The following is a 22,385-nucleotide window of genomic DNA, read 5'->3' on the forward strand; positions in this document are numbered from 1 at the left end:
TATAATCGCCGGGCGAATCACAACGGCAGGGACTCATCATGCGCATCATTCATACTGCGGACTGGCATCTGGGGCAGTTCTTCTACAACAAAAGTCGGGCAGCCGAACATCAGGCATTTCTCGACTGGCTGTTGATCCAGATTGAACAGCATCAGGTGGATGCGTTGATCATCGCAGGCGATCTGTTTGATACCGGTACACCGCCCAGCTACGCCCGCGAAATGTTCAACCGCTTTGTGGTGGCGCTGCAGCCCAGCGGCTGTCAGCTGATTGTGCTGGCGGGCAACCACGATTCCGTTGCCACGCTGAATGAGTCGCGTGAGCTGCTCGCCTGTCTCAATACCCGGGTGATCGCCACCCCGCAGGAGAAGGATGATGTGCTGCTGCTCAACACCCGCCAGGGCGAGCCGGGCGCGCTGCTGTGTGCGATTCCCTATCTGCGGCCGCGCGATATCCTGCGCAGCCGGGCGGGTCAGTCGGGACGCGACAAGCAGACCTCGCTGCTGGAAGCGATCGCCCACCACTATCAGCAGCGATTCACCGCCGCCCAGGCGCTGGGCCATGCACTGCCGATTATCGCCACCGGCCATCTCACCACCGTCGGCGTCAGCCAGAGCGATTCAGTGCGCGACATCTATATCGGGACGCTGGATGCCTTCCCGGCCAGCGCGTTTCCCGCGGCTGACTATATCGCACTGGGGCATATTCATCGCGCCCAGCGCGTCGCGGGCAGCGAGCATATCCGCTACAGCGGCTCACCGATTCCGCTGAGCTTTGACGAGCTGGGCACAGAAAAAAGCGTCTTCCTGCTGGAACTCACCACCAGCGGCCTGCAATCAGTCACGCCGCTGGTGGTGCCACAGGCGCAGCCGATGCAGGTGCTGAAAGGATCGCTGGCGCAGATTGCAGAGCAGTTAAATGCCTTCAGCACGGCAGAGCAGGAGAAGCCGACCTGGCTCGACATCGAAGTCACCACCCAGGAGTACCTCAGCGATCTGCAGCGTCAGGTAGAAACCCTGACCGCCACGCTGCCGGTCGAAGTCCTGTTGCTCCGCCGCAGCCGTGAACAGCGGCAACAGAGCCTGGCGCGGCTCGACAACGAAACCCTGAGTGAGCTGAAGGTGGAGGAGGTCTTTGCCCGCCGGCTGGCGCTGGATGAGGAGCTGCAACCAGAGCAAATCGCCGAGATGACCACCCTGTTCCGCCAGACGCTGGCCGCCATGGAAGAGACCCAATGAAGATCCTCACGCTACGGTTCAAAAACCTCAATGCCCTGCGCGGTGAATGGTTCATCGACTTCCGCGCCGAACCTTTTGCCAGCAACGGCCTGTTCGCCATTACCGGTGCCACCGGCGCCGGTAAAACCACCCTGCTGGACGCCATCTGCCTGGCGCTCTATCACCAGACGCCGCGCCTGGGCGCGATTTCACAGAGCCAGAATGCGCTGATGACCCGCGACTGTGCCGAATGTCTGGCCGAGGTGGAGTTTGAGATCAAAGGAGAAGCCTGGCGCGCCTTCTGGAGCCAGAACCGCGCGCGCGGCACTGCTGACGGCAAACTTCAGGCACCGCGCGTTGAGCTGGCACGCTGCGCCGACAACATCATTGTTGCCGATAAAGTCGGTGACAAGCTGAAGCTGATCGAAACCCTCTCCGGGCTCGATTTTGAAAGGTTTACCCGCTCGATGATGCTGTCACAAGGCCAGTTCGCCGCCTTTCTCAACGCCAAAGCCAGTGAGCGCGCGGAACTGCTTGAGGAGCTGACCGGCACCGAAATTTACGGTCTGATTTCCGCCGCCATCTACGAGCGCCACAAAGAGGCAAAAACCCAGCTGGATCTGCTGCGCAGCCAGGCGGGAGCGATGGCGCTGCTGGATAGCGACGCACGCGCCGCGCTGCAACAGCAGCTCACCGATCTGACCGATGCGGAACAGCAGCTCAGCGCGCACTATCAGCAGGCGCAGCAACAGCAGCAGTGGCAACAGCAGGCGCAGCAGTTACAGCAGGAAGATGCGCAGGCTGACGTCGCGCTGCAGCAGGCCCAGGCCGCATCCCTGGCGGCAGAAGCCGATCGTCATCGTCTTGCACGCAGCGAACCGGCTGAAAAGCTGCGGGTAAAACTGCAGCAGCGCGACGCGTTACGCACCGATCAGCAGCAGGTCGTGAGCCGCTGTCAGCAACTCACGGCGGCGCAGCAGCAGGCGCAGAGCCAACAGCAGCAGCATCAACAGCACTACGCGACGACCCAAAGTGCCCGCCAGCAGGCGCTGCAGGAACAGCAGCAGCAGGAAAGTCTGCTGACAGAACAGGTTCTGCCGCTGGATCAGCGGATCAGCGCACTGCAGCAGCAGCTTGCAGAGCAGCAGCAGGAAAATGCCCGACAGCAGCAGCATGCTGATCAGACACAGGCCAGCCTGGCAGAGCAGAAGCGCCAGGTTGAGACATGGCAGCAGGCGATTGCCGAACAGCATCAGTTACGCCAGCAGCTTGCCGATCTCGCCCAATGGGGCGCTTCGCTGCCGGTGTGGCAGGAGAACTTTGCCCTGCTGGCGCAGCGTGAAGCGACCCTGGCCGGACTGGCGCAACAGCGCGAGCAGCAGCAGCGACAGATCGCTGCCCAGCAGGCGGAACAGCAGCAGCAGGCAGAACAGGCGCTCCCGCGCCAGCAGGCGGAGCAACAGGCCCGCCAGGCGCTCTCGCAGGCGGAGCAAGTACTAACTTCGCTACAGGAACAGCGTCCGCCTGCCGCACTGCGTCAGGCATTAAGCCAGTTGCAGAACAGCCGTCCGGCTCGTCAGCAACTGCTGCTGCTTTCAACTCAGTGGCAGCCGCTGCACCAGCAGCTGGGCCAGCGCCAGCAGCGGCTGGCTACGCTCGCAAAAGCGCATCAGCAGAGTGAAGCGGAACTCCAGGCCCTGCGCGAGACGTGGAAACGCGAGAAACAGCAGCTGGATGATGTCGAAAAAATCTGCGCGCTGGAGCAGCAGATTGTCGATCTCAGCGATTACCGCGCCCGGCTCGCCGCCGATCAGCCCTGTCCGCTGTGCGGCTCCTGCACGCATCCCGCCGTTGAGGCCTACAGCACGCTGGAAGTAAGTGCTAACCAGCAGCGCCGGGCTGCACTGCAGCAACAAACCGAGGCATTGCGCGAAGCGGGCACGGCAAAAAGCGAACAGCTGAAACAGTCAGCCGTGCAGCAGCAGACCCTGCGCGATGAGATTGCGGAGATGCAGCAACAGCTCGATCGGCTTGAGCAGCAATGGCAGGCGCTGAGCAGTGAGCTGGCACTTACCTTCCCGCTCGCCGATCGCGATGCCTTAACCGCGTGGGAGCAGCAGCAAAGCGAACGTGAAAGCCAGCTTGAGCAACAGCGACAGGCGCAGGAAGCCGCCGAACAGGCGCGTCAGGCCGCAAAAGATTACTATCTTCAGCAGTCACAGGCCTGGCAGCAGCATTTGCAGGCAGAACAGCTGGCGCAGCAGTCGCTGTCCAGCCTGCAACAGGCGCTGGATGCGCTGCAACAGCGTCAGCAGCAGGAACAGCAGGCCATGGCGCAATTGCAGAGTCGTCTGGAGCAGCAGTTCAGTGCACACAACCTTGCCCTGCCCGACGCTGCCCATCGCGATGCGTGGCTGACAGAACAGCAGCGGCGCTGGGAGCGCTGGCAGGAAAGTGAGCGGTTGCTCGCTAACCTGCAACCGCAGTTGTTAAAGGGGGAAACCCAGCTCACTGCCCTGCAACAACAGGCAGAACTGGAGCAGCAGCAGCTCACTACCCATCAGCAGCAGCAAAATCAGAACCAGATGCAGCTCAGCGAGATGCGCCGTGCCCGTCTGGTGCTGTTTGGCGATCGCGAGGTCACCCTCGCCCGTCAGCAGATGCAGGCCCGCGTTCAGCAGGCTGATGAACAACTGGCACAGCAGCTCACCGCCCTGCAACAGGCACAGGCCGAAGTCAGTCGCCTGCAGGGTGAGCTTTCGGGACTGGAAAATCAGCGGCAGACGCTCAATAGCAAACTGGCAGAGGCGGAAAGCGCGCTGCAGCAGGCACTGGAGAGCGCCGGATTCGCGGATGAAGCCAGCCTGCGCGCGGCGCTGCTGGATGAGCAGACCGCAGTGCAACTGCGTCAGCAGTTGCAGCAGCTCGATCAGCAATGCCAGCAGCAGCAGGCGCGACTGGCGGATCTGCGTCAGCGGCTCAGTCTCCATCAGCAGGCGAAACCCGCTGCGATGCCGGAATCCGCCGAGGCGCTGGCGCAACAGCTGGAGCAGTTACGGCTGGCACTGCGCGACAACGCCAGCCAGCAGGGTCAGATTCAGCAGCAGCTACAGAGCGATGCCAGCCTTCGTGTGCGCCAGCAAAGCCTGATGACGCAGATTGAACAGGATGGTGTGACGCTGGCGCAGTGGAGCCTGCTCAACGATCTGATTGGCTCCGCCAGCGGCGATAAATTCCGGCGCTTCGCCCAGGGCTTAACGCTGGATCACCTGGTGGCCCTGGCTAACCGTCAGCTCGATCGGCTGCATGGCCGCTATCTGCTGCAGCGACGGGCGCAGGATCTGCTGGAGCTGGATGTGGTCGATACCTGGCAGGCCGATGCGGCGCGCGATACCCGCACGCTGTCGGGTGGTGAGAGCTTCCTGGTGAGTCTGGCGCTGGCGCTGGCGTTGTCGGATCTGGTCAGCCACAAAACGCGCATCGAATCGCTGTTTCTGGATGAGGGTTTTGGCACGCTGGATGCGCAGACGCTCGACACCGCGCTGGACGCACTCGATGCACTCAACGCCAGTGGCAAAACCATTGGGGTGATCAGCCACGTGGAAGCGATGAAAGAGCGCATTCCGGTTCAGATTAAAGTACGCAAGATGAATGGGCTGGGTTACAGCCAGCTGGAACTGCCGCAGGGATAGCGGGCGCCAGGGCGGTAAATTCTGGTTCTGTCGACAGTCGGAGTAATGCCATAGCATTCATGATGCCGGTCTGTAGACTGTCGGCAGCATACCGGAAGATCTTTAAGGAAAGTTGGCCAGTTAAATGAATTTAATTAATATAACGATGAGAATGTTGCCGGGGGTGATTATTGCATTGTCGCTCAGCGCCTGTCAGCATCCTGTGGCAAAGCAACGGGATAGCGTGGCAAACCTCTGTCAGCCGTCGAAAGATCCTGACAGTCAATCCTGTCACTGGACTAATCAAATGCAGCCAGTACTGAACCGGCAGTTCAGCGATGCGGCGCGTTACGCCGGTCAGCAATGTCTGGTACGGATGGAGTGGCAACCACACAGCAGACATTATGCGGTGACCCAGACGCAGGGTGATGAAGCGCTCTGCCTGCGCGCCTGGCAACTGGTCGCGCAGACCCGCGATCTGCCGCCGCCGCCGGAGCCTGGACAACCGGCGTGGTTCGGCTTTGCGCCGCGCGGTTAGCTGGCCAGACCTTCCTGACGCCACTGGCGCGGACTGATGCCAAACCAGCGACGAAACGCGCGTGAAAACGCGCTGACTTCCGAGTAGCCCAGCAGCAGCGCCATCTCAGAGATGGGCAGCTGCTTCTGCTGCAGATAGTATGTCGCCATTTCGCAGCGCACCTGATCGACCAGCGCGGTAAAGCTGCTGCCCTCTTCGCGCAGCCGCCGCTGCAGTGACCAGCTCGACAGTCCGAGCTTATCCGCCACCTCTTCCAGCACCGGCTCACCCTGCATCAGCGATAAATTAACCTGCGAACGCGCCTGCTCAATCATGCTCTGCTGTGACGTCCCACGGTTAAGCCGTCGGATCGCATCCTGCATCACCATTAACAGGATCGGATCGCTCTCCGGCATGGCGCGCAGCAGATCGCGCTTGGGGATCACCAGTGAATTAAACGGCTGATCGAACCAGACCGGCGCATCAAACACTTTGCAGTGATCGTGCCACTGGCCGGGACGCGGATGTTCAAAGTGGACTTCGCGCGGTGCCCAGTGTCTGCCCGCCACGTGGCGGATCAGATTCATAAACATCCCCAGCGTCAGCTCTGCATCCTGTCGGCGCGACAGGATCGCGCCATGTCGCACCTGATAATCCAGCCGCCAGCACTCTCCCTTATCCACCAGCCGGGTTAAGGTGTCGTGCTGATGCCAGGGAAATGCGTTGACCACATTATGCAGCGCCTGTTCCAGCGTGGCGGAGCACAAACCGATGTAGCCGATCAGGCCTAATGACTGCGGTTTAAACTGCCTGCCGTAGTGCAAACCGAAGTTATCAAAACCGGAGTGACGCGCCGCCTCTTCCAGCACCCGACAGTAGTTAACCAGCCCCAGGCTGAGCGTCGGACTGGCCAGGCGCTCCGGATCGATGCCGCTGATGCCGAAGATACGATCAACATCGCCGCCCTGGGTATGAATAAAGTCGCCTAAGCCGGTCGCCGCCGCTGCCAGCACGCCGTGATTGCCTGCCCCCGCCGCTGCCGAGCAGGCCGCAAACGCATCGGGCTTTATCAGTGTCGGATTCATGGTCGCCTCAGTCAGAATTCAGGTGGATCACCCGTTACTCCTATCCGAGCAATTTCCATACCAGGTCCCTGATGCCCGACGCGCCGCCTGCGGGCTGTCCGGGCGGCGTGCAGGTTACGCGCAGGGCACTGCGGCGGCGCAGCGGCGCCCGCCGCTGGTGCATCAGACGCCGACCGGCAGCTGCTCACCTTCCAGATAACGGCGGCAGAGGCGGACCGAGTGGCTGGCCCACGCCGATCCCAGGCTGCGCGCCATTTCGGTTTCGGCATGTGATCCCACCCACGCGGTGAGCTGGATACGACGCTGGATTAACAGCGCGGGCAGCATGGCCATCTCCGCATCGCTGATATGCGCCACCTGCTCATAGCCGCGGATCCAGTGATCGATCCACTCTGGCGCGCGCGGATGATGCTCAACAAAACTGATCGCCGCCGCCAGATCGTGCAGATACCAGCCTAGCCCGCAGTCATCGAAATCGATCACCCGCGTTTCGCCCTTGTGCAGCAGCAGATTGGTCAGCCGCAGATCGGCGTGGATCAGGCCATAGCGATCCGATCCTTTACCGAATTGCGTCATCGCCGCGCCGACCTGGCTTATCGCCTGCTCTACCACGCCGTGATCGGCAGGATTCAGATTCGGCGCATCCTGCCAGCGTCCCCAGTGACTCTCTGCGCTGGTCATGGTGTGGTGATCCCAGATGATGCGCTGGAAACCCGCAGGCGGCTGCCACTGTTTACTGTGCTGATGCAGCCGCGCGGTGATCTGGCCGAGCTGCTGAAAAGCGCGGGGATCGACGTCGGTGGTCGGCATCTCTCCGTCGATCCAGTGAAACAGCACCACGTAGCGTTCACCGCCCTCCGGCAGCCGCAGCGTCAGCACGGTTTCGCCCTCTTTGTCCGGCACCGCTTCCGGCACCATAATGCCGGTTTCGCGCAGCGCATTGAGCCACAGCAGTTCGCTGACGATGTCGGCTTTTTGATGATAATCGCCGCGATGCAGTCGCAGCGCATAACGCCCGCCTGCCGCCTGCAGCAGAAACGTGGCGTTCTCTGAGCGGCACAGCAGGCTGAGCTGGCCCTGCAGCGCGGCGGGATAACAGGCCAGCGCCTGCTGCGCCATCAGGGTGAGTTGGGAATCAGTCAGGTTGTCATATTGTTTAGCGCTCATCAGTCCGGCTCCTTGTCACTTGCGTTATCTCAGCATGCGTTGCCAGAAGGTGAGCTGCTTGACTCCGGAAGAGACAAAGTTGACCGCAGCGTGCAGCTGGCCCGGTTGTTGCCTGTGAGTTGACCGTGGAGGACAGAAGTCACTGCGCCCGCGTCAAGTCGTGGCGAGTAATGCAACGGCATTATCCCCTTACTGTAGCGTAATGGCGGTGTAACGCCGCGTGAGACCAACAACGACGGGGATAACAGTATGACAAACAGACTCAAGCCCACTCTGGGCACCCTGCATCTGTGGGGGATTGCGGTTGGCCTGGTCATTTCAGGCGAATATTTTGGCTGGAGTTACGGCTGGGCCGTGGCGGGCACGCTGGGATTTCTGGTCACCACCGCGTTGATCGCCACGCTCTATACCTGCTTTATTTTTAGCTTCACCGAACTGACCACCGCGATCCCCCATGCAGGCGGGCCATTTGCCTATAGTCGCCGCGCCTTTGGCGAAACCGGCGGACTGATTGCCGGTCTGGCGACGCTGATTGAGTTTGTCTTTGCGCCACCGGCGATTGCCATGGCGATTGGGGCTTATCTCAACGTGCAGTATCCCGAACTGAACCCGAAGACTGCGGCGGTCGGGGCTTACCTGGTGTTTATGACGCTGAATATTCTCGGCGTAAAACTGGCGGCGATGTTTGAACTGGTTGTGACGGTGCTGGCGGTGATTGAACTGCTGGTGTTTATGGGTGTGGTTTCACCCGGCTTCAGCCTGGCGAACTTCGCCGCACACGGCTGGGCAGGCAGTGACAGCTTCGGACTGCCCGCCTTCTCCGGCATTTTCGCCGCCATTCCTTTTGCCATCTGGTTTTTCCTGGCCATTGAAGGCGCGGCGATGGCGGCCGAAGAGGCGAAAGATCCGACCCGGACCATTCCCCGCGCCTACATCAGCGGAATTCTGACGCTGGTGGTGCTGGCGATAGGTGTGATGCTGATGGCGGGCGGCGCGGGCGACTGGCGCAAACTTGCCGATATTAACGATCCGCTGCCGCAGGCGATGAAAATGATTGTCGGCGAACACTCTAACTGGATGCATATGCTGGTGTGGATTGGACTGTTTGGCCTGATTGCCAGCTTCCACGGCATCATCCTCGGCTATTCACGGCAGTTTTTTGCCCTGGCACGCGCGGGCTATCTGCCGCCTTCTCTGGCCAAACTTTCGCGTTTCCAGACCCCGCATCGGGCGATTATTCTCGGCGGCGTGCTGGGTATCGCGGCAATTTACAGCGATGGTGTGATTAATCTGCAGGGGATGACGCTGACGGCGGCGATGATCACCATGGCGGTATTTGGCGCGATTGTGATGTACATCATGAGTATGCTGAGCCTGTTTAAACTGCGCCGCAGCGCGCCGGAGATGGTCCGCAGTTTCCGCGCGCCGGGCTATCCGATTGTTCCGGGCATCGCCCTGCTGCTGTCGGTGGTCTGTCTGCTGGCGATGCTGTGGTTTAATCCGGTGATAGGCGCGCTGTTTTTCGCCATCATGCTGGCAGGCTATCTCTACTTCCTCGCCACCAAAGCGCAGCGCGATCGGGCGCCGCAGGACAGTATGCTGGTCGGCGAATAAAAGCGGCGCGGGTGAGTGCCTTGGGTTAACGATTCAGCGCCGGGTCTCTCTGGCGCTGAATCGTCAGCGGATGCTCGGGTAACTCAGCCGTTAAGCGGCCAGAGCCACGCCGCACCGCGTACGCCGCTGGAGTCGCCATGCTGCGCCTTCAGCACCGGCGTTTCACACTCCCCGCCAAATACCCACTTCTTCATCAGCACCGGCACGGTCTGATAGAGACGATCCACATTGCTCATCCCACCGCCCAGTACAATCACATCGGGATCGATCAGGTTTACCACCTGCGCCAGCGATTTTGCCAGCCGCAACTCATAGCGGCTCATCGCCAGTTCGGCGATCGGATCCTGCTGCGCCAGCAGCGAGGCGATCTCCGCACCTTTGCGATGTACGCCGCTCAGCCGCTGATAGTCGATACCAAAACCGGTGCCTGAAACAAAGGTCTCAATACAGCCCTGCTGCCCGCAATAACAGGGCACTTCCTGACGGTAGCGCAGCTCATCCTCATCCATCCACGGCAGCGGATTGTGGCCCCACTCACCGGCATTGCCGTTGCCCCCGATACGCGACTCACCGTTGATCGCCACACCGGCGCCCGATCCGGTGCCGATGATCACGGCAAACACCAGCGACTGTCCGGCACCGGCACCGTCGATCGCTTCCGACACCGCCAGGCAGTTGGCGTCGTTGGCGATACGCACTTCCCGGTTCAGCGCCTGCGCCAGATCTTTATCCAGCGGCTGACCGTTGAGCCAGGTGGAGTTGGCATTTTTTACCCGCTTACTGTAAGGCGAAAGCGTGCCGGGAATACCTAGGCCGACCGTGCCGGTTTCGCCGGTTTTCTGCTCCGCCAGCGTGACCAGATCGACAATCGCCTGTACCGTTGCCTGATAGTCATCACGCGGGGTATTCACCCGGTGGCGGAACAGCTCCTCTCCCTTATCCGACAATGCGATCACTTCTGTCTTGGTGCCACCCAGATCTATGCCTATGCGCAAGATTACGTCCTCGTTATTCGTTCAGGTGAGAGATACAGTAAAAGGCGTCTGCCGGAAAGGCAATGAAACCACTCCGATGTTTCGCTATCATGCGCGCTGACTCTCGCAGACTTGTGCGCCCGATCGCGCCACGGTAAGGAATCCCGATGTTGTGGTTTAAAAATATGATGGTTTATCGTCTGAATCGTGACATTCCACTGTCCGCAGATGAGATGGAAAAGCAGCTCGACGCCTTCACGTTTTCACCGTGTGGCAGTCAGGATATGAGCAAGACCGGCTGGGTCTCGCCGATGGGCAACCGCAGCGATGCGCTGACCCATGAAAACAAAGGCCAGATTGTGATTTGCGCCCGCAAAGAAGAGAAAATCCTGCCTTCGCCGGTGGTGAAACAGGCGCTGGAAGCGAAAATCGACAAGCTGGAATCTGAGCAGAGCCGCAAGCTCAAAAAGACCGAAAAAGATTCGCTGAAAGATGAAGTGCTGCACAGCCTGCTGCCGCGCGCCTTCAGCCGTTTCAGCCAGACCTACCTGTGGATCGACACGGTCAACAACCTGATTATGGTTGACTGTGCCAGCGCAAAAAAAGCGGAAGATACCCTGGCGCTACTGCGCAAAAGCCTGGGCTCACTGCCGGTGGTGCCGCTGACGCTGGAAAGCCCGATTGAACTGACCCTGACAGAATGGGTACGTTCAGGCGAGCTGCCTGCCGGATTCGCCCTGATGGATGAAGCGGAGCTGAAAGCGCTGCTGGAAGATGGCGGCGTTATCCGCTGCAAGAAACAGGATCTGGTGTGCGATGAGATCGCCAACCACATCGAAGCGGGTAAGCTGGTAACCAAACTGGCGCTCGACTGGCAGGAGCGCATTCAGTTCGTGCTGGCCGATGATGGTTCAGTGAAGCGTCTGAAGTTCAGCGACACCCTGCGCGACCAGAACGACGATATTGACCGCGAAGATTTTGCACAGCGCTTTGATGCGGACTTTATTCTGATGACCAGCGAACTGGCCGCACTGACCAGCAATCTGGTAGAAGCGTTGGGCGGCGAAGCCCAGCGTTAATCAGCCACCGGCAGAATCATCCTGACAGACGATATTTGCCAAAAAAAGGGCCGCTTAGCGTTAATGCTGCTCAGTTAAGATTAGATTTGTAAAAGGCTGTCACGGTCAGACGTGGCAGCCTTTTTTTCCGGGCGAGCGAGCCTCAGTGCGGGCCAGCGCACCTCTGCTGCTGCCGGGCCGTCCTCGCGCCGCTCACGCGGTACCTTCGGCTTTGACGTCGTGCCGACGAACCGTTCGGGGATCGGCCCTCCCTGGCCGGCCCCGAACTGTCCACGCTTCCCGGCGTGGACTTCTGGCCCGTCGTCACGCCTCAGCGCTGCGGATAGCCCTTTCAGCAGCAGAGGCGCGCTGGCCTCAACTCTCGTGCCCTTTTTAACAATACACACTGAAGTTTCAGAGCAGGCCGGGGCCGGGCTGGGGCAGGCAATCCGCAGCGCTGAACAGAATGAGTCTGCCAGGAGAGCCCGCAGGACGCGGGCGAAAGGCGGGGCGGCACAGGATGTGCCATCCCCGGCGGTCCGTCAGGCAGAGGAATGGAGTGAAGGAACCGCGCAGCGGCGCGAGGACCGCCAGCCCCAGCGCGGCACCAGACTGCGTTATCACCTGTCGCTTAACTGACTGGCATTAGGGTATTGGGTGGGATTTAATCTGTTTATTTAAGTTGCAGGATGGCAAATAAATTTCTGCCATCCTGCCGGGTTATGTTTTATCAACGGCACACAGCGGATTCATAAGGGTCCGCTATTCCGCGCACAATTTCCGCTGGCCTGCACGCAGAAAAGCGCTGACCAGAACCAGCCACAGCAGACCGCAGATCAGGTTCACCACACTGAAGCCGCCGGTGCCGTAACTAAAATACGCGGTTTTGGCTGCTTCAATGCCCAGCGCGATGATCAGAATACTCACCATGCCGAGCATCGCTGCCACGCTGCCTTTTCCGGCGCTGCTGGAAAAAAGCGTCATGCGATAAAGTCCGGCACTGACCAGCCCGGCACCGAAGCCGTAGAGGCTAATTCCGGCAGTCAGCCACAGATAGCTTTGCGGATTTAGCACGGTAGCGGTTACTGCGATTGCCAGCCCGCAGACCACCGGCCAGGCACCGAGCCGTAACGGCTGTTCAATGGGCAGACGGCTGGATAAGCGTCCCAGCGTCAGGTTGCCCGCAATCATGGCGGCGAAGACCGGCAGCTGTAACAACGCATAGCCGATGCGGCTGAGTCCCGCATCGTGGATTAATATCACCGGCGACAATGCGACCCATGCGATGCAGGGCACGGTGACCAGCCCGATGGCCAGCGAGCCGCGCATCACCTGACGATCCTTCAGCAATGCCGCGTAACCGCTGATAATCGATCGCAGCGACAGCGGTTTCTGCCGGTCACCTGCGGTTTCGGGCATTGCATACCACAGACCTGCCAGCGCCAGCGCCGCAATAGCGCCAATCAGCCAGAACAGGGTGCGCCATTCACCCACGGTAAGAAAAGCCGCGCCCGCCAGCGGACCGGCCAGCGGGGCCAGCAGGGCGACGTTGGCCATCAGCGCCATCATTTTGATACTGAGCGATTCCGTAAACGCCTCCTGCACCGCCGCGTAGCCTACCGCGCCAATAAAACAGAGGCTGACGCCCTGCAGAAAACGCAGCAGGACGAACTGCTCAATGCTTTGCACCCAGTGCGTCGCCACACACGAGAGCATAAAAAAGGCCACGCCGCTAAGTAGCACCGGACGCCGCCCGATACGGTCAGAGAGGGGGCCAAGCAGCCATTGCAGCATAATGCCACCGGCCAGATAGGCGGTGAGCGAAGTAGAGACCCACTCCGGCCCGACCTTAAATTCCTGAGTCACCAGCAGCATGCCGGGCTGGATCATGTCGTGAGCGATATAGGTAGCGAACTCAAACAACACCAGCGACAGCGGGAAGATCAGATGTCGTCGGGTCAGTTGCGCGACCGGTTCGAAAGAAACCATTACGGATACCTGCGATAAAGCCATTAAAAAAGCGGCCACCAGGGTGACCGCATAATTTCAGCGTGACGGTGTAACGCTTATCGCCAGCGGGCGATCGGGTTATTCAGCGTTCCGGCGAACTTGAGGTTCTCAGCGGGATCGGCGAGGTTTATCATCTGCTGGTTATTCGCCAACTGCAGGCGGTTCAGACAGGAGCGGGTAAATTCCGGCGCGAACATGTCATAGCGCGCGAACTTAGTGGCATGCTCCGGGTGCGCCTGCTGGTAATCCTTCACGCACTGCGCCACCGCCTGCCAGAACGCTTCCTCCGGCAGCGTTCCTGACTGATGCAGAATCGCGCTGATAAAGCGGAAGATGCAGTCAAACACATCGGTGAATATCGAGAGCAGCTTCAGGTTCTCCGGCACATCCACCGCCAGACGCTGCACGCCTTCCGGCAGCACCGCATCCGGATTCATCACGGCGATCTCTTCGCCGATATCCTTCATGTATGCACTGACCGGCACGTTGTTCTCCAGCAGCATGATGAGGTTTTCACCGTGCGGCATAAACACCAGGTCATGCTGATAGAAGCAGTGCAGCAGCGGGCTGAGATAGCAGGTCAGGTAGCGTTCTATCCACTGCTTCGCGGGCAAACCAGAATCCGCTATCAGCGCTGGCAGCAGTGCCTGCTGATGGTGATCGACGTGCAGGAAAGAGGCCATGGTCATCAGACGCTGGCCGGGCTGCAGGCTGGCCGCAGGATTATCCCGCCACAGCGCAGCGAACATCTTTTTATAGGCGGAGTCGCCTTTGATCGCCTGCTCATAGTAGCGGTTGTGATAGCCGACCGCCGCGACTTCTCGCAGGATGCGGAAATCACAGCGATTCAGCCACGCATCGCCAGCAACCAGTTGTTCCAGCCAGCCGTTTATCGCGGGCGTTGTCGCCATATAGTAGGGGGACAGTCCGCGCATAAAGCCCATGTTCAGCACCGACAGGGCGGTTTTCACGTAGCGCTTCGCGGGCTGGCTGCGGTTAAAGAAAGTGCGGATCGACTGCTGCGCCTGGTAAGCATCGTCTCCGGTGCCGAGATAAACAATATCGTGACTGGCGATGTCCGCCGCAAACACGGTCAGCAGCTTGTTCTGCCACTGCCACGGATGCACCGGCATCAGGATATACTCCTCAACCGCCAGCCCTTTATTCACCAGCTGCGCAGTAAACTGCTCCAGGGTGGTGTCGCCCAGTTCATCACGCATCAACTGCTCATAGCTCAGCTCGCTGAGGCTGGAGAAATGGGCGTTGCGGCGATGAACCGCGACCCAGATGAGGTGAACGGGCGCGGCGGCCTCGGGCGCATACGCCAGATAATCATGGGCATCGAAGCCAATACGCCCGTTGTTGGCAACAAAGCAGGGATGGCCTTCGGTCATCGCCGCTTCCACCGTCTGGAAATCGGCTGAGACCAGCGCCTGGCTGTCAGGATTATTCTTCTGCAGCTTATAAACGCTGCTGCACAGCGTGCTGCTGATCTCTTCCATGTAGGTCGCCAGCAGTGCCTGTGTAATACCGATCTCCCCGTTAAACTCCACGATAAATTTCAGCGCATCCAGCGGCAGATCACGACCGTTCTCCTGCTTGCGCAGTGAGCCGGCGTCGATTTCCCAGTGATCCAGCGCCAGCCGCGACGCCCGGAAATGGTAGCTCGCTTCACCGCCTGGCACCGCAAGCTGATAGCTGCCGTCGCCCGACTCCTGTGGCGTAATGATTTTCTCATGCGCGAACTCGGCAATCGCTTTACGGATCAGCATGCGGTTTGCCTGCGCCCATTGGTCGCCCGTCAGATGTGTACCGTTCATCAGCGAAGAGGGGGTGTTCATAGTCTGCGACTCCTGCAGTAACGCGTGTTGATAATCTTCCCGCTGGCAAAAGGCCAGCCAGGCGGTTTTATGACCCATGTCGATGGTGTGCTGATAGCGGAACCCGGCACGCTTATTCAGCACGTGAATCTTCTCATTGCGCACATCTGGCTCTACCACCACGCGGCGCACCTCGGGGCGGCTGAACATGTAGTCCATCACCAGCGTGAAGACCTGCCAGCTGAAGGCTCTGATCGGCTGGCTGGCGGGGGCAATCAGAATATGCATGCCGTAATCATCGGGTGCGGCAGGATAAAATTTGCCGACCTCATCGTCGCAGGCGCGATAGCACTCAATCAGGCAGACCGGCTTGTCGTTGCAGCAACCAATCAGCGCAGCATGGGGATCGGCTGCACTCAGCGTCTGATAGAACTCAGCGACCTGATTCAGGCTCTGCTGCTGCATGCCCCAGAAGCGGGCGTAATCGCGGGTGACCCAGCGATGAATCAGCGGCGCATCGCTGGCGAGCATGGGCCTCAGGGTGAACTGGCCTGCGGGGCGGGCGGCGCTGAACAGTGTTTGTGAACTCATCTCAGTGCTCCGATTTAGCCGGGAAGGTCTGGAAGGCAATCTGACGCTCGATCGGGTAGACCTCGCGTCCTGTCAGTTCGCGCAGCAGCACCGAGTTGCGGTAGCAGGCCATGCCGAGATCCGGCGTAACAAAACCGTGGGTGTGCAGTTCGGCGTTCTGCACGAAGATCTGATTGTGATAATCGATGCTGTAGTTGCGCTGCACGTCGTAGCGGCCTTTGTCATCCCAGCGCAGGCGGGCGTTGATGCCCTCTAAAAACATCGGTGGCTGGTAGTGATAGCCGGTCGCCATCACCAGTCCTTCGGTGCGACGGGTGAAGGTGCAATCCTGCTCCTCCTGATGCAGCGTCAGCTCGAACTCTCCCTGTGGCAGCCAGCGCATAGCGGTCAGCGCCGAGTGAGTAAACAGGTTAACGTTCAGATCGCCATCGAGCTGTTTTACATACATCAGGTCATAAATGTCGTTAATCAGGCTGCTGTTGATGCCTTTGTAGAGATTCTTGTGGCGCGCATTCAGTTCGTCCCGGGTGCTGGTGGGCAGCGCGTGGAAATAGTCGACCCACTCCGGCGAGGTCATCTCCAGCGTGAGCTTGGTGTACTCCAGCGGATAGAAGCGCGGCGCGCGGGTGATCCAGTTGAGCTGATAGCCAAAGCGGTCGATATCGGTCAGCAGGTCGTAGTAGATTTCTGCCGCGCTCTGGCCGCTGCCCAGCACGGTGATGGAACGCTTCTGCTGCAGTTCCGCTTTGTTGACCAGATAGTGGCTTGAGTGCGTCAGGCGCTGGCGGTGCGGCTGGCTGCACTCCGGCATCCAGGCTTTAGGCCCGGTGCCGAGGATCAGATGTCGTGCCAGATAGTTCTGTTTCTGACCATTCCGGGTGTCGGTCACCTGGAGTTGATAGACGCCAGCCGCCTCATCGTAGCTGACATACTCAACGTGGCTGTTCCAGCGCAGATTAGAGAGCCGTGAACTGGCCCACTGGCAGTACTGATTATACTCTTTGCGCATCAGGAAGAAGTCTTCACGGATATAAAAAGAGTATAATTTCCCCTTTTCCTTCATGTAGTTAAGCAGGCTGTAAGGGCTGGTCGGATCGGCGAGTGTCACCAGATCGGCCATAAACGGCGTCTGCAGATGGGCATTTTCCAGCATCATGCCGGTGTGCCAGTCAAAGCCCGGGTTCTCATCCAGGAAAAGACCGTTCAGTCCCTCAACCGGCTCACTCAGACAGGCCAGACTCAGGTTGAAAGGGCCGATACCGATACCAATAAAATCGTAAACGGAATTATTCATTTCAGAGCTCTCACTGTTTCGCCGCGTTCAGCGCAGACGCACGTACCTGCTCGCGGCCATAGTGCGCGATCAGGCTCAGCACATCTTCGATGTCGGCGATGGTCGTGGTGGGATTTAACAGGGTGAATTTCAGGTACTGACGCCCATCGACTTTGGTTCCGGCAATCACTGCGTTGCCGGAGCGGAAGAGCGCTTTACGGATAGCGGCGTTGATTTCGTCGATCTGTGCGTCGCTGGCGTTTTTGCCGGGCACGTAGCGGAAAATCTGGGTGGTCAGCTCAGGCGCGTGCAGCACTTCGATAGCAGGATGCGCAGTTAACCGCTCATGAGCCGCCTGTGTCAGCTCTATCAGCGTATCGAAAGCGTCTCCCAGCGCCGCCGGACCCATCACGCGAAGGGTCAGCCACATTTTTAGCGCATCAAATCGGCGGGTGGTCTGAATGCTTTTGTTGACCAGATTCGGCGTGCCTTCCTGCTGGGCGCTGAGCGGATTCAGGTAATCTGCATGGTGCGTGACATGCTTCAGATTGTGGCTGTCCCGCACAAAGAACGCACCGCAGCTGACGGTCTGGAAGAAAGATTTGTGATAATCGACGGTGACCGAATCAGCCCGTTCAATGCCATTCAGGCGTGAGCGATGATTCTCTGAGACCAGCAGCCCACAGCCGTAAGCGGCGTCAACGTGCATCCACAAACCATAATTGTCACAGAGACGGGCAATCTCCGGCAGCGGATCGATGCTGCCAAAGTCCGTGGTGCCGCTGGTGGCAACCACAGCAATCGGGATCAGCCCTTCACTGCGACATTTCTCGATCTCCTTAGCCAGGCACGCTGCGTCCATACGGTAGTGGGCGTCGTGATCAACGGCGATAACTGCGTCATAGCCCAGCCCTAAAATCGCCATCGATTTCTGGATGCTGAAGTGGCTGAGTTTTGAGGTAAACACTCGCCATTTCGACGCGGTCTCAGGCAGGCCGCGATGCTTAATCAGATGCCCCGGATGATGTGCCGCGCACCAGCTATCACGCGCCAGCAGCATTGCCATCAGGTTGGATTGGGTGCCACCGCTGGTGAAGATCCCATCAGATCCGGCAGGCAGGCCGATGCGGCCAAGCGTCCAGTCGATCACCTTCTGCTCAATCAGCGTACCGCCTGCGCTCTGATCCCAGGTGTCGACCGAGCTATTCACCGCCGCCATAATCTGCTCAGCCATCAGAGAGGGCAGTACGACCGGGCAGTTCAGGTGCGCCAGATATTTAGGGTGGTGAAACCAGACGGCGTCACGCAGATAGAGCTGACTCAGCTCTGTCAGAGCGTCATCGTTGTTACCCAGCGGACGATCGAGATCGACCTCACTGAATTCCGCCGCCAGTTCATGGGGCAGGATACCGCTGAAAGGCTTCTCAACGCCGGTAACGGTACGGGTCATCAGCGCCAGCACCTCCTGAGTCTGCTGCGACCAGGCCGCCAGTTGCTGATCGTTAAAAATAGCCGTTTCGGCACCGCTGGCATTGGATGCTGGCGCGAGATCCTGTGCCGCCTGAGTGGATGAGCGTAAAAGCATGTTCAGTTCCTGTGCGTTAATACCAGTGACCCTGCCGACGTAAGGTCAGCAGCGTTGGATGTCCGCTCAACAACTCCAGTAAACATAAAACTAACTAACCAGATAAAAACCCTGACCATTAAATGGATTAGTGTTTTCACCTTAAAAAGAGTAAATACCGCATATTATTTGTGGATTTGGCAGCGTTAAACGCTTTGTTATATGCGGATGAGAGTGTAAATGTTAATCATTATCATTCAAATGTTTTGTTGTTAAATTTTATTTATTAGTATGTCTAATATTGAAAGTGTGATGTTGATCACTTTTCTGGATCGGAATAATCCTTTTTTTACTAGGTTTAGCGCCAGCAATTCATTCAGAACTCATCTGCGTGTGTTCCATGTTGGAAACATTAGCTTTGTGGGTTAGAATGTTTCCAACATGGAAAGTTTGAGAGAAAAATGCATATCATCTCAAGAGGGCCGTTCAGGGAAGCGGCAATAATTTATCCAAATCATGCCTCCGCACTGGATGCGGCTTATCTGGTCCTAAGGGACGAAAACTTTGCCACGCCAGATGCGCTGAAAATTCGCTTTCAGAGCCTTGACCGCATGAAGTACCGGGAAAAGTGGTGGGTAATCGATGTGGGCGGAAACAGCCTGAGAATCATGTTTTATGCTGACTTTGATCGCGGCAAAATTTTTATCAAACACATCGTGACGCATGCGGAATATGACAAGCTGGTGAAGAAGTACCGGGAGAGTAAAGAATGATTACCGAAGCAATCCAGGCGACCAATGACCTGGTCAGAATTGTTCCCTTTCTGGGAGGCAGTACCGATAAAAGGGACTACGAGCAGGCGCTGGAACTGGTTGAATATCTGGTTGAGCACCAGCCGGACAGCCCGTTAGTAGAGATACTGTCTGATAAAGTCGCCCGATACGAAAACAGCGCCCCTGAGTTCGCTGCGTTTAACGCGCGTACTGATGCTATTCCGCGCGGAGTAGCACTTTTGCGAGTCATCATGGATCAGCACGGCCTGACTCAATCCTCTTTTGCGGATGAAATAGGGCAGCGCTCTTATGTCAGTCGTATCCTGCGTGGTGATCGTCCTTTGACGGATAAACATAAAGCCCGACTGGCAGCGCGTTTTAACCTGCCGTTTGAAGCATTCGCTGAATAACTTAGCCTGAACTTATATGAGTGCGGTTTTTTTTCTGGAAACTGAATGATGAAGGTATTCCGCAAACAACCAGAAAGCGCTCATTGCCCTTTCTGGTTGCCATTAAGCGTTACTATTACCCTGCATTCGTTTCTACAGGCACCTTCTTTTTAGCCGTAAAGTTATAAATCACTAACAAGCCAAAAATGCCGGTGATAATCATAGTAATGGTTCCCTTATCCATAAAGTGAGCCATATTACCCAGCAGGATGCCGGTGACGCCGAAGTCGGTATCCGAGAAGGTGGTGTTGGTCAGCCCTATCTGTCCGAGTACCGGCAGCAGGGCGACAGGCAGGAAGGTGATTAACAGGCCATGAGCAAAGGCACCGCAAATCGCACCACGCTTGCCGCCGGTCGCATTACCAAACACGCCAGCCGTAGCGCCACAGAAGAAGTGAGGAACCACACCCGGCAGAATCAATACCCAATGCAGCTGACCGAGAACAAACAGCCCCACCAGGCCACCGACAAAGCTGGAGATAAAGCCAACCAGCACCGCATTCGGGGCGTAGGGGAAGACAATCGGGCAATCCAGCGCCGGTCTGGCTTCCGGAACCAGTTTTTCTGAAAAGCCGGTAAAGGCAGGGACAATTTCAGCCAGGATTAAGCGCACACCCTGCAGAATGATAAAGACACCCGCCGCGAAAGTAATGGCCTGGATAAAGGAGTAAACCAGGTAGTTCTGACCATTGCTGAAATTAGCCTCTACATAGTCTTTACCGGCAGATACCGACAGGATTAAGTAGATAATCATCATCGTCAGAGATATTGAGATGGTACTGTCGCGCAAAAAACTGAGGTTTTTTGGCATGTTCATCTCTTCGGTGGATTTAGATCCTTTACCTACCAAAGAGCCGATCCAGCCTGATAAGACATAGCCAATTGTCCCGGTATGCGCCAGCGCGACATGATCGCCACCAATGATCTTACGCATATAGGGCTGGGCGATTGCCGGGAAGGTGGCCATCAGAATGCCCAACAGCAGTGACCCGGTGTAAATAAGCTGAATACCTTCAAAACCGGCAACCGATAAAATAATCGCGATCATACAGGCCATATAAAACGTCACATGCCCTGACAGATAGATATATTTCAGTCGGGTGAAGCGGGCGACAACGATGTTGGCGACCATGCCGAAGGCCATGATCATCGTGGTAGGCGCACCATATTTTGCCAGAGCGATAGAGACCATCGCTTCGTTATTAGGAATGATGCCCTGAACATCAAACGCATGTTTGAAAATGTCGCCCAGTGGCGTCAGTGAACCGACCAGAACGGTCGCACCGCCTGCCAGCACCAGGAAGCCCAGAATAGTTTTTACCGTGCCCTTGATAACATCAGGAAACGGCTTCTTCTGCGCAATCAGTCCGAAAAATGCCACCAGTCCGACTAATATAGAGGGCACTTTCAGCACGTCGACGACGAACTGCAAAAGATTTTGAGTAAACATATTAACCTCGAGGGTAAGGTGTTTATCTAATTATTAGCGTCACTTTTTCTCAAAATACTCACGTATTTTCTGCTCCACTTCTTTCAGGTCAATGATGTTATTAATGATGATGACCTTCTGTTCAGGAAGGTTTGCGCTATAAGCAATGTCTTTGGCCATAACAAAAACATCTGCCACATCGGGGGTGACAGAGCCGAGATCCGAATGTTCCACTTCAGCTTCAACACCGATCGTTTTAAGCACTTTCTTGATGTTCATTTCCATCATGAAGCTGCTGCCTAAACCTGAACCACACACCGCCATAATTTTCATATCAAACCTCATTAACTAATGATTAAAAGTCGCGTTTCAACGGGCAGACTAAACGCCTGATAAAATCGTCATGAGCGCTTCTTTGCTGCTCGCATTGAATATCTGCGCCATGATCTCTTCATCGGACAGCACTTCCGCCAGCTGGGAGATCATTTCGATATGGCTATTACTGTCCGGTGCGGCAAACATGAAAATAGCCTTTACCGGATCGTTTTCTTCGGAGTCAAATTTCAGTGCTGTACCCAGCAGCACAATCGACAACCCCAGTTTGTGTGCGCCTTGTTCCGGGCGTGCGTGGGGCATGGCAATCTGGGGCGCGATGACAAAAAAGGGGCCGATCTCCTCTTTTTGCTGAATAATCGCATCAATATAATCCTGCGATATTGCGCCCTCACTGAGCAGAGGACGTCCCGCAATAACTAACGCTTCCTGCCAGTCAGTCACGCTTTCGACGTACTGGATTTTCTCGTTATTTAACCACTTAGCCAGGTGTGACATCGTCTTACTCCTCCTGTTTAAATGCGCAATAAAATTTAACTAAACGCATAAACCGTGTGGCGTTTGCCTGCTCCCGGTTACGCATAACCCATCTCATATAAAATTTTCTCAACCGGAACAGGGCCTGTTATGCATTCCGATTTTTCATAAATTCCTGAGTATGTACAGTCAGTTTCCCTCAAAACCCCCGTTATCACTTTTTTAGATAAACTTTCTGTCAGCAGAGCGAGACAAAAATCGAATGTAGTAAAAGGAGGTAACATCCTTAAAAGTCATGATTTTCATGTAGTTATTAAAAAAATATTTTCTCATTGTTCAGATGGGGTTATATTTCACAACGGT

General features: G+C 57.3%; 17 protein-coding genes. 7 read left to right on the forward strand and 10 right to left on the reverse strand.

Translation table 11 applies throughout. The annotated features are described in order from the left end of the window. Positions 1-38: 38 nt before the first annotated feature. From sbcD to ACO6VX_RS10040, 3 genes are all read left to right on the forward strand, one after another. Positions 39-1,238 (forward strand): exonuclease subunit SbcD, encoded by a 1,200-nt coding sequence (gene sbcD, locus ACO6VX_RS10030; protein WP_010255305.1) that lies wholly within the window; start codon positions 39-41, stop codon positions 1,236-1,238. Then, the gene (locus tag ACO6VX_RS10035; RefSeq protein ID WP_346556332.1) at positions 1,235-4,909 is read left to right on the forward strand and encodes an AAA family ATPase; all 3,675 of its coding nucleotides are present in this window, start codon (positions 1,235-1,237) and stop codon (positions 4,907-4,909) included. The genes sbcD and ACO6VX_RS10035 overlap by 4 nt, the downstream gene beginning before the upstream one ends. A gap of 145 nt (positions 4,910-5,054) precedes the next feature. Next, positions 5,055-5,426, forward strand: coding sequence for a cell envelope integrity TolA C-terminal domain-containing protein (locus ACO6VX_RS10040; protein ID WP_422458098.1), 372 nt, complete (start codon positions 5,055-5,057; stop codon positions 5,424-5,426). Here the strand turns inward: ACO6VX_RS10040 and qhpR are convergent. Together qhpR and ACO6VX_RS10050 are read right to left on the reverse strand one after the other, a co-directional pair. Further along, positions 5,423-6,490, reverse strand: coding sequence for an AraC-like transcriptional regulator QhpR (gene qhpR, locus ACO6VX_RS10045; protein WP_033779673.1), 1,068 nt, complete (start codon positions 6,488-6,490; stop codon positions 5,423-5,425). The two genes, ACO6VX_RS10040 and qhpR, sit on opposite strands and share 4 nt — an antisense overlap. A gap of 162 nt (positions 6,491-6,652) precedes the next feature. Next, positions 6,653-7,657 carry a phosphotransferase enzyme family protein gene (locus ACO6VX_RS10050; RefSeq protein WP_346532134.1) on the reverse strand — a complete coding sequence of 335 codons (1,005 nt, stop codon included), beginning with the start codon at positions 7,655-7,657 and terminating at the stop codon, positions 6,653-6,655. Positions 7,658-7,906: 249 nt separating this feature from the next. Here ACO6VX_RS10050 and eat point away from each other — a divergent pair, with 249 nt between their 5' ends. Then, positions 7,907-9,271, forward strand: a complete 1,365-nt coding sequence (gene eat, locus ACO6VX_RS10055) for an ethanolamine permease (protein WP_033766618.1) — start codon at positions 7,907-7,909, stop codon at positions 9,269-9,271. Positions 9,272-9,354: 83 nt separating this feature from the next. Here eat and mak read toward each other — a convergent pair whose 3' ends face one another. Further along, positions 9,355-10,266 (reverse strand): fructokinase, encoded by a 912-nt coding sequence (mak, locus tag ACO6VX_RS10060; protein WP_022625152.1) that lies wholly within the window; start codon positions 10,264-10,266, stop codon positions 9,355-9,357. A 146-nt stretch (positions 10,267-10,412) separates the two neighbouring features. Between mak and rdgC the strand changes: the two genes are divergently transcribed. After that, a complete protein-coding gene (rdgC, locus tag ACO6VX_RS10065; protein ID WP_022625153.1) occupies positions 10,413-11,324 on the forward strand; it encodes a recombination-associated protein RdgC in 912 nt (303 codons plus the stop codon). Positions 11,325-12,065: 741 nt separating this feature from the next. Here the strand turns inward: rdgC and ACO6VX_RS10070 are convergent. From ACO6VX_RS10070 to ACO6VX_RS10085, 4 genes are all read right to left on the reverse strand, one after another. Continuing rightward, positions 12,066-13,292 carry an MFS transporter gene (locus tag ACO6VX_RS10070; protein WP_179256484.1) on the reverse strand — a complete coding sequence of 409 codons (1,227 nt, stop codon included), beginning with the start codon at positions 13,290-13,292 and terminating at the stop codon, positions 12,066-12,068. Between the two features lie 77 nt (positions 13,293-13,369). Next, positions 13,370-15,724 (reverse strand): GNAT family N-acetyltransferase, encoded by a 2,355-nt coding sequence (locus ACO6VX_RS10075; protein WP_422458099.1) that lies wholly within the window; start codon positions 15,722-15,724, stop codon positions 13,370-13,372. A gap of 1 nt (position 15,725) precedes the next feature. Next, positions 15,726-17,018, reverse strand: coding sequence for a lysine N(6)-hydroxylase/L-ornithine N(5)-oxygenase family protein (locus ACO6VX_RS10080; protein ID WP_422458100.1), 1,293 nt, complete (start codon positions 17,016-17,018; stop codon positions 15,726-15,728). A gap of 10 nt (positions 17,019-17,028) precedes the next feature. Continuing rightward, a complete protein-coding gene (locus tag ACO6VX_RS10085; protein ID WP_010670382.1) occupies positions 17,029-18,582 on the reverse strand; it encodes a pyridoxal phosphate-dependent decarboxylase family protein in 1,554 nt (517 codons plus the stop codon). Positions 18,583-19,022: 440 nt separating this feature from the next. Between ACO6VX_RS10085 and ACO6VX_RS10090 the strand changes: the two genes are divergently transcribed. Both ACO6VX_RS10090 and ACO6VX_RS10095 read left to right on the forward strand, forming a co-directional pair. Next, entirely contained in the window at positions 19,023-19,334 is a 312-nt protein-coding gene (locus ACO6VX_RS10090; protein WP_010247063.1) for a type II toxin-antitoxin system HigB family toxin, read from the forward strand. Then, positions 19,331-19,744 carry a helix-turn-helix domain-containing protein gene (locus ACO6VX_RS10095; protein ID WP_010247064.1) on the forward strand — a complete coding sequence of 138 codons (414 nt, stop codon included), beginning with the start codon at positions 19,331-19,333 and terminating at the stop codon, positions 19,742-19,744. The genes ACO6VX_RS10090 and ACO6VX_RS10095 overlap by 4 nt, the downstream gene beginning before the upstream one ends. A gap of 115 nt (positions 19,745-19,859) precedes the next feature. Here ACO6VX_RS10095 and ACO6VX_RS10100 read toward each other — a convergent pair whose 3' ends face one another. The 3 genes from ACO6VX_RS10100 to ACO6VX_RS10110 are packed head-to-tail and all read right to left on the reverse strand — an operon-like array spanning position 19,860 to position 22,043. Then, on the reverse strand, positions 19,860-21,233 hold the full coding sequence (locus ACO6VX_RS10100; RefSeq protein WP_033773374.1) for a PTS ascorbate transporter subunit IIC: 1,374 nt from the start codon (positions 21,231-21,233) through the stop codon (positions 19,860-19,862). A 39-nt stretch (positions 21,234-21,272) separates the two neighbouring features. Then, the gene (locus ACO6VX_RS10105; RefSeq protein ID WP_010247066.1) at positions 21,273-21,545 is read right to left on the reverse strand and encodes a PTS sugar transporter subunit IIB; all 273 of its coding nucleotides are present in this window, start codon (positions 21,543-21,545) and stop codon (positions 21,273-21,275) included. 48 nt (positions 21,546-21,593) lie between these two features. Beyond that, positions 21,594-22,043 carry a PTS sugar transporter subunit IIA gene (locus tag ACO6VX_RS10110; RefSeq protein WP_422458101.1) on the reverse strand — a complete coding sequence of 150 codons (450 nt, stop codon included), beginning with the start codon at positions 22,041-22,043 and terminating at the stop codon, positions 21,594-21,596. Positions 22,044-22,385 lie beyond the last annotated feature (342 nt).

The sequence above is a fragment of the Pantoea sp. BJFS-204 genome (assembly GCF_049310725.1).
Lineage (GTDB): Bacteria > Pseudomonadota > Gammaproteobacteria > Enterobacterales > Enterobacteriaceae > Pantoea > Pantoea agglomerans.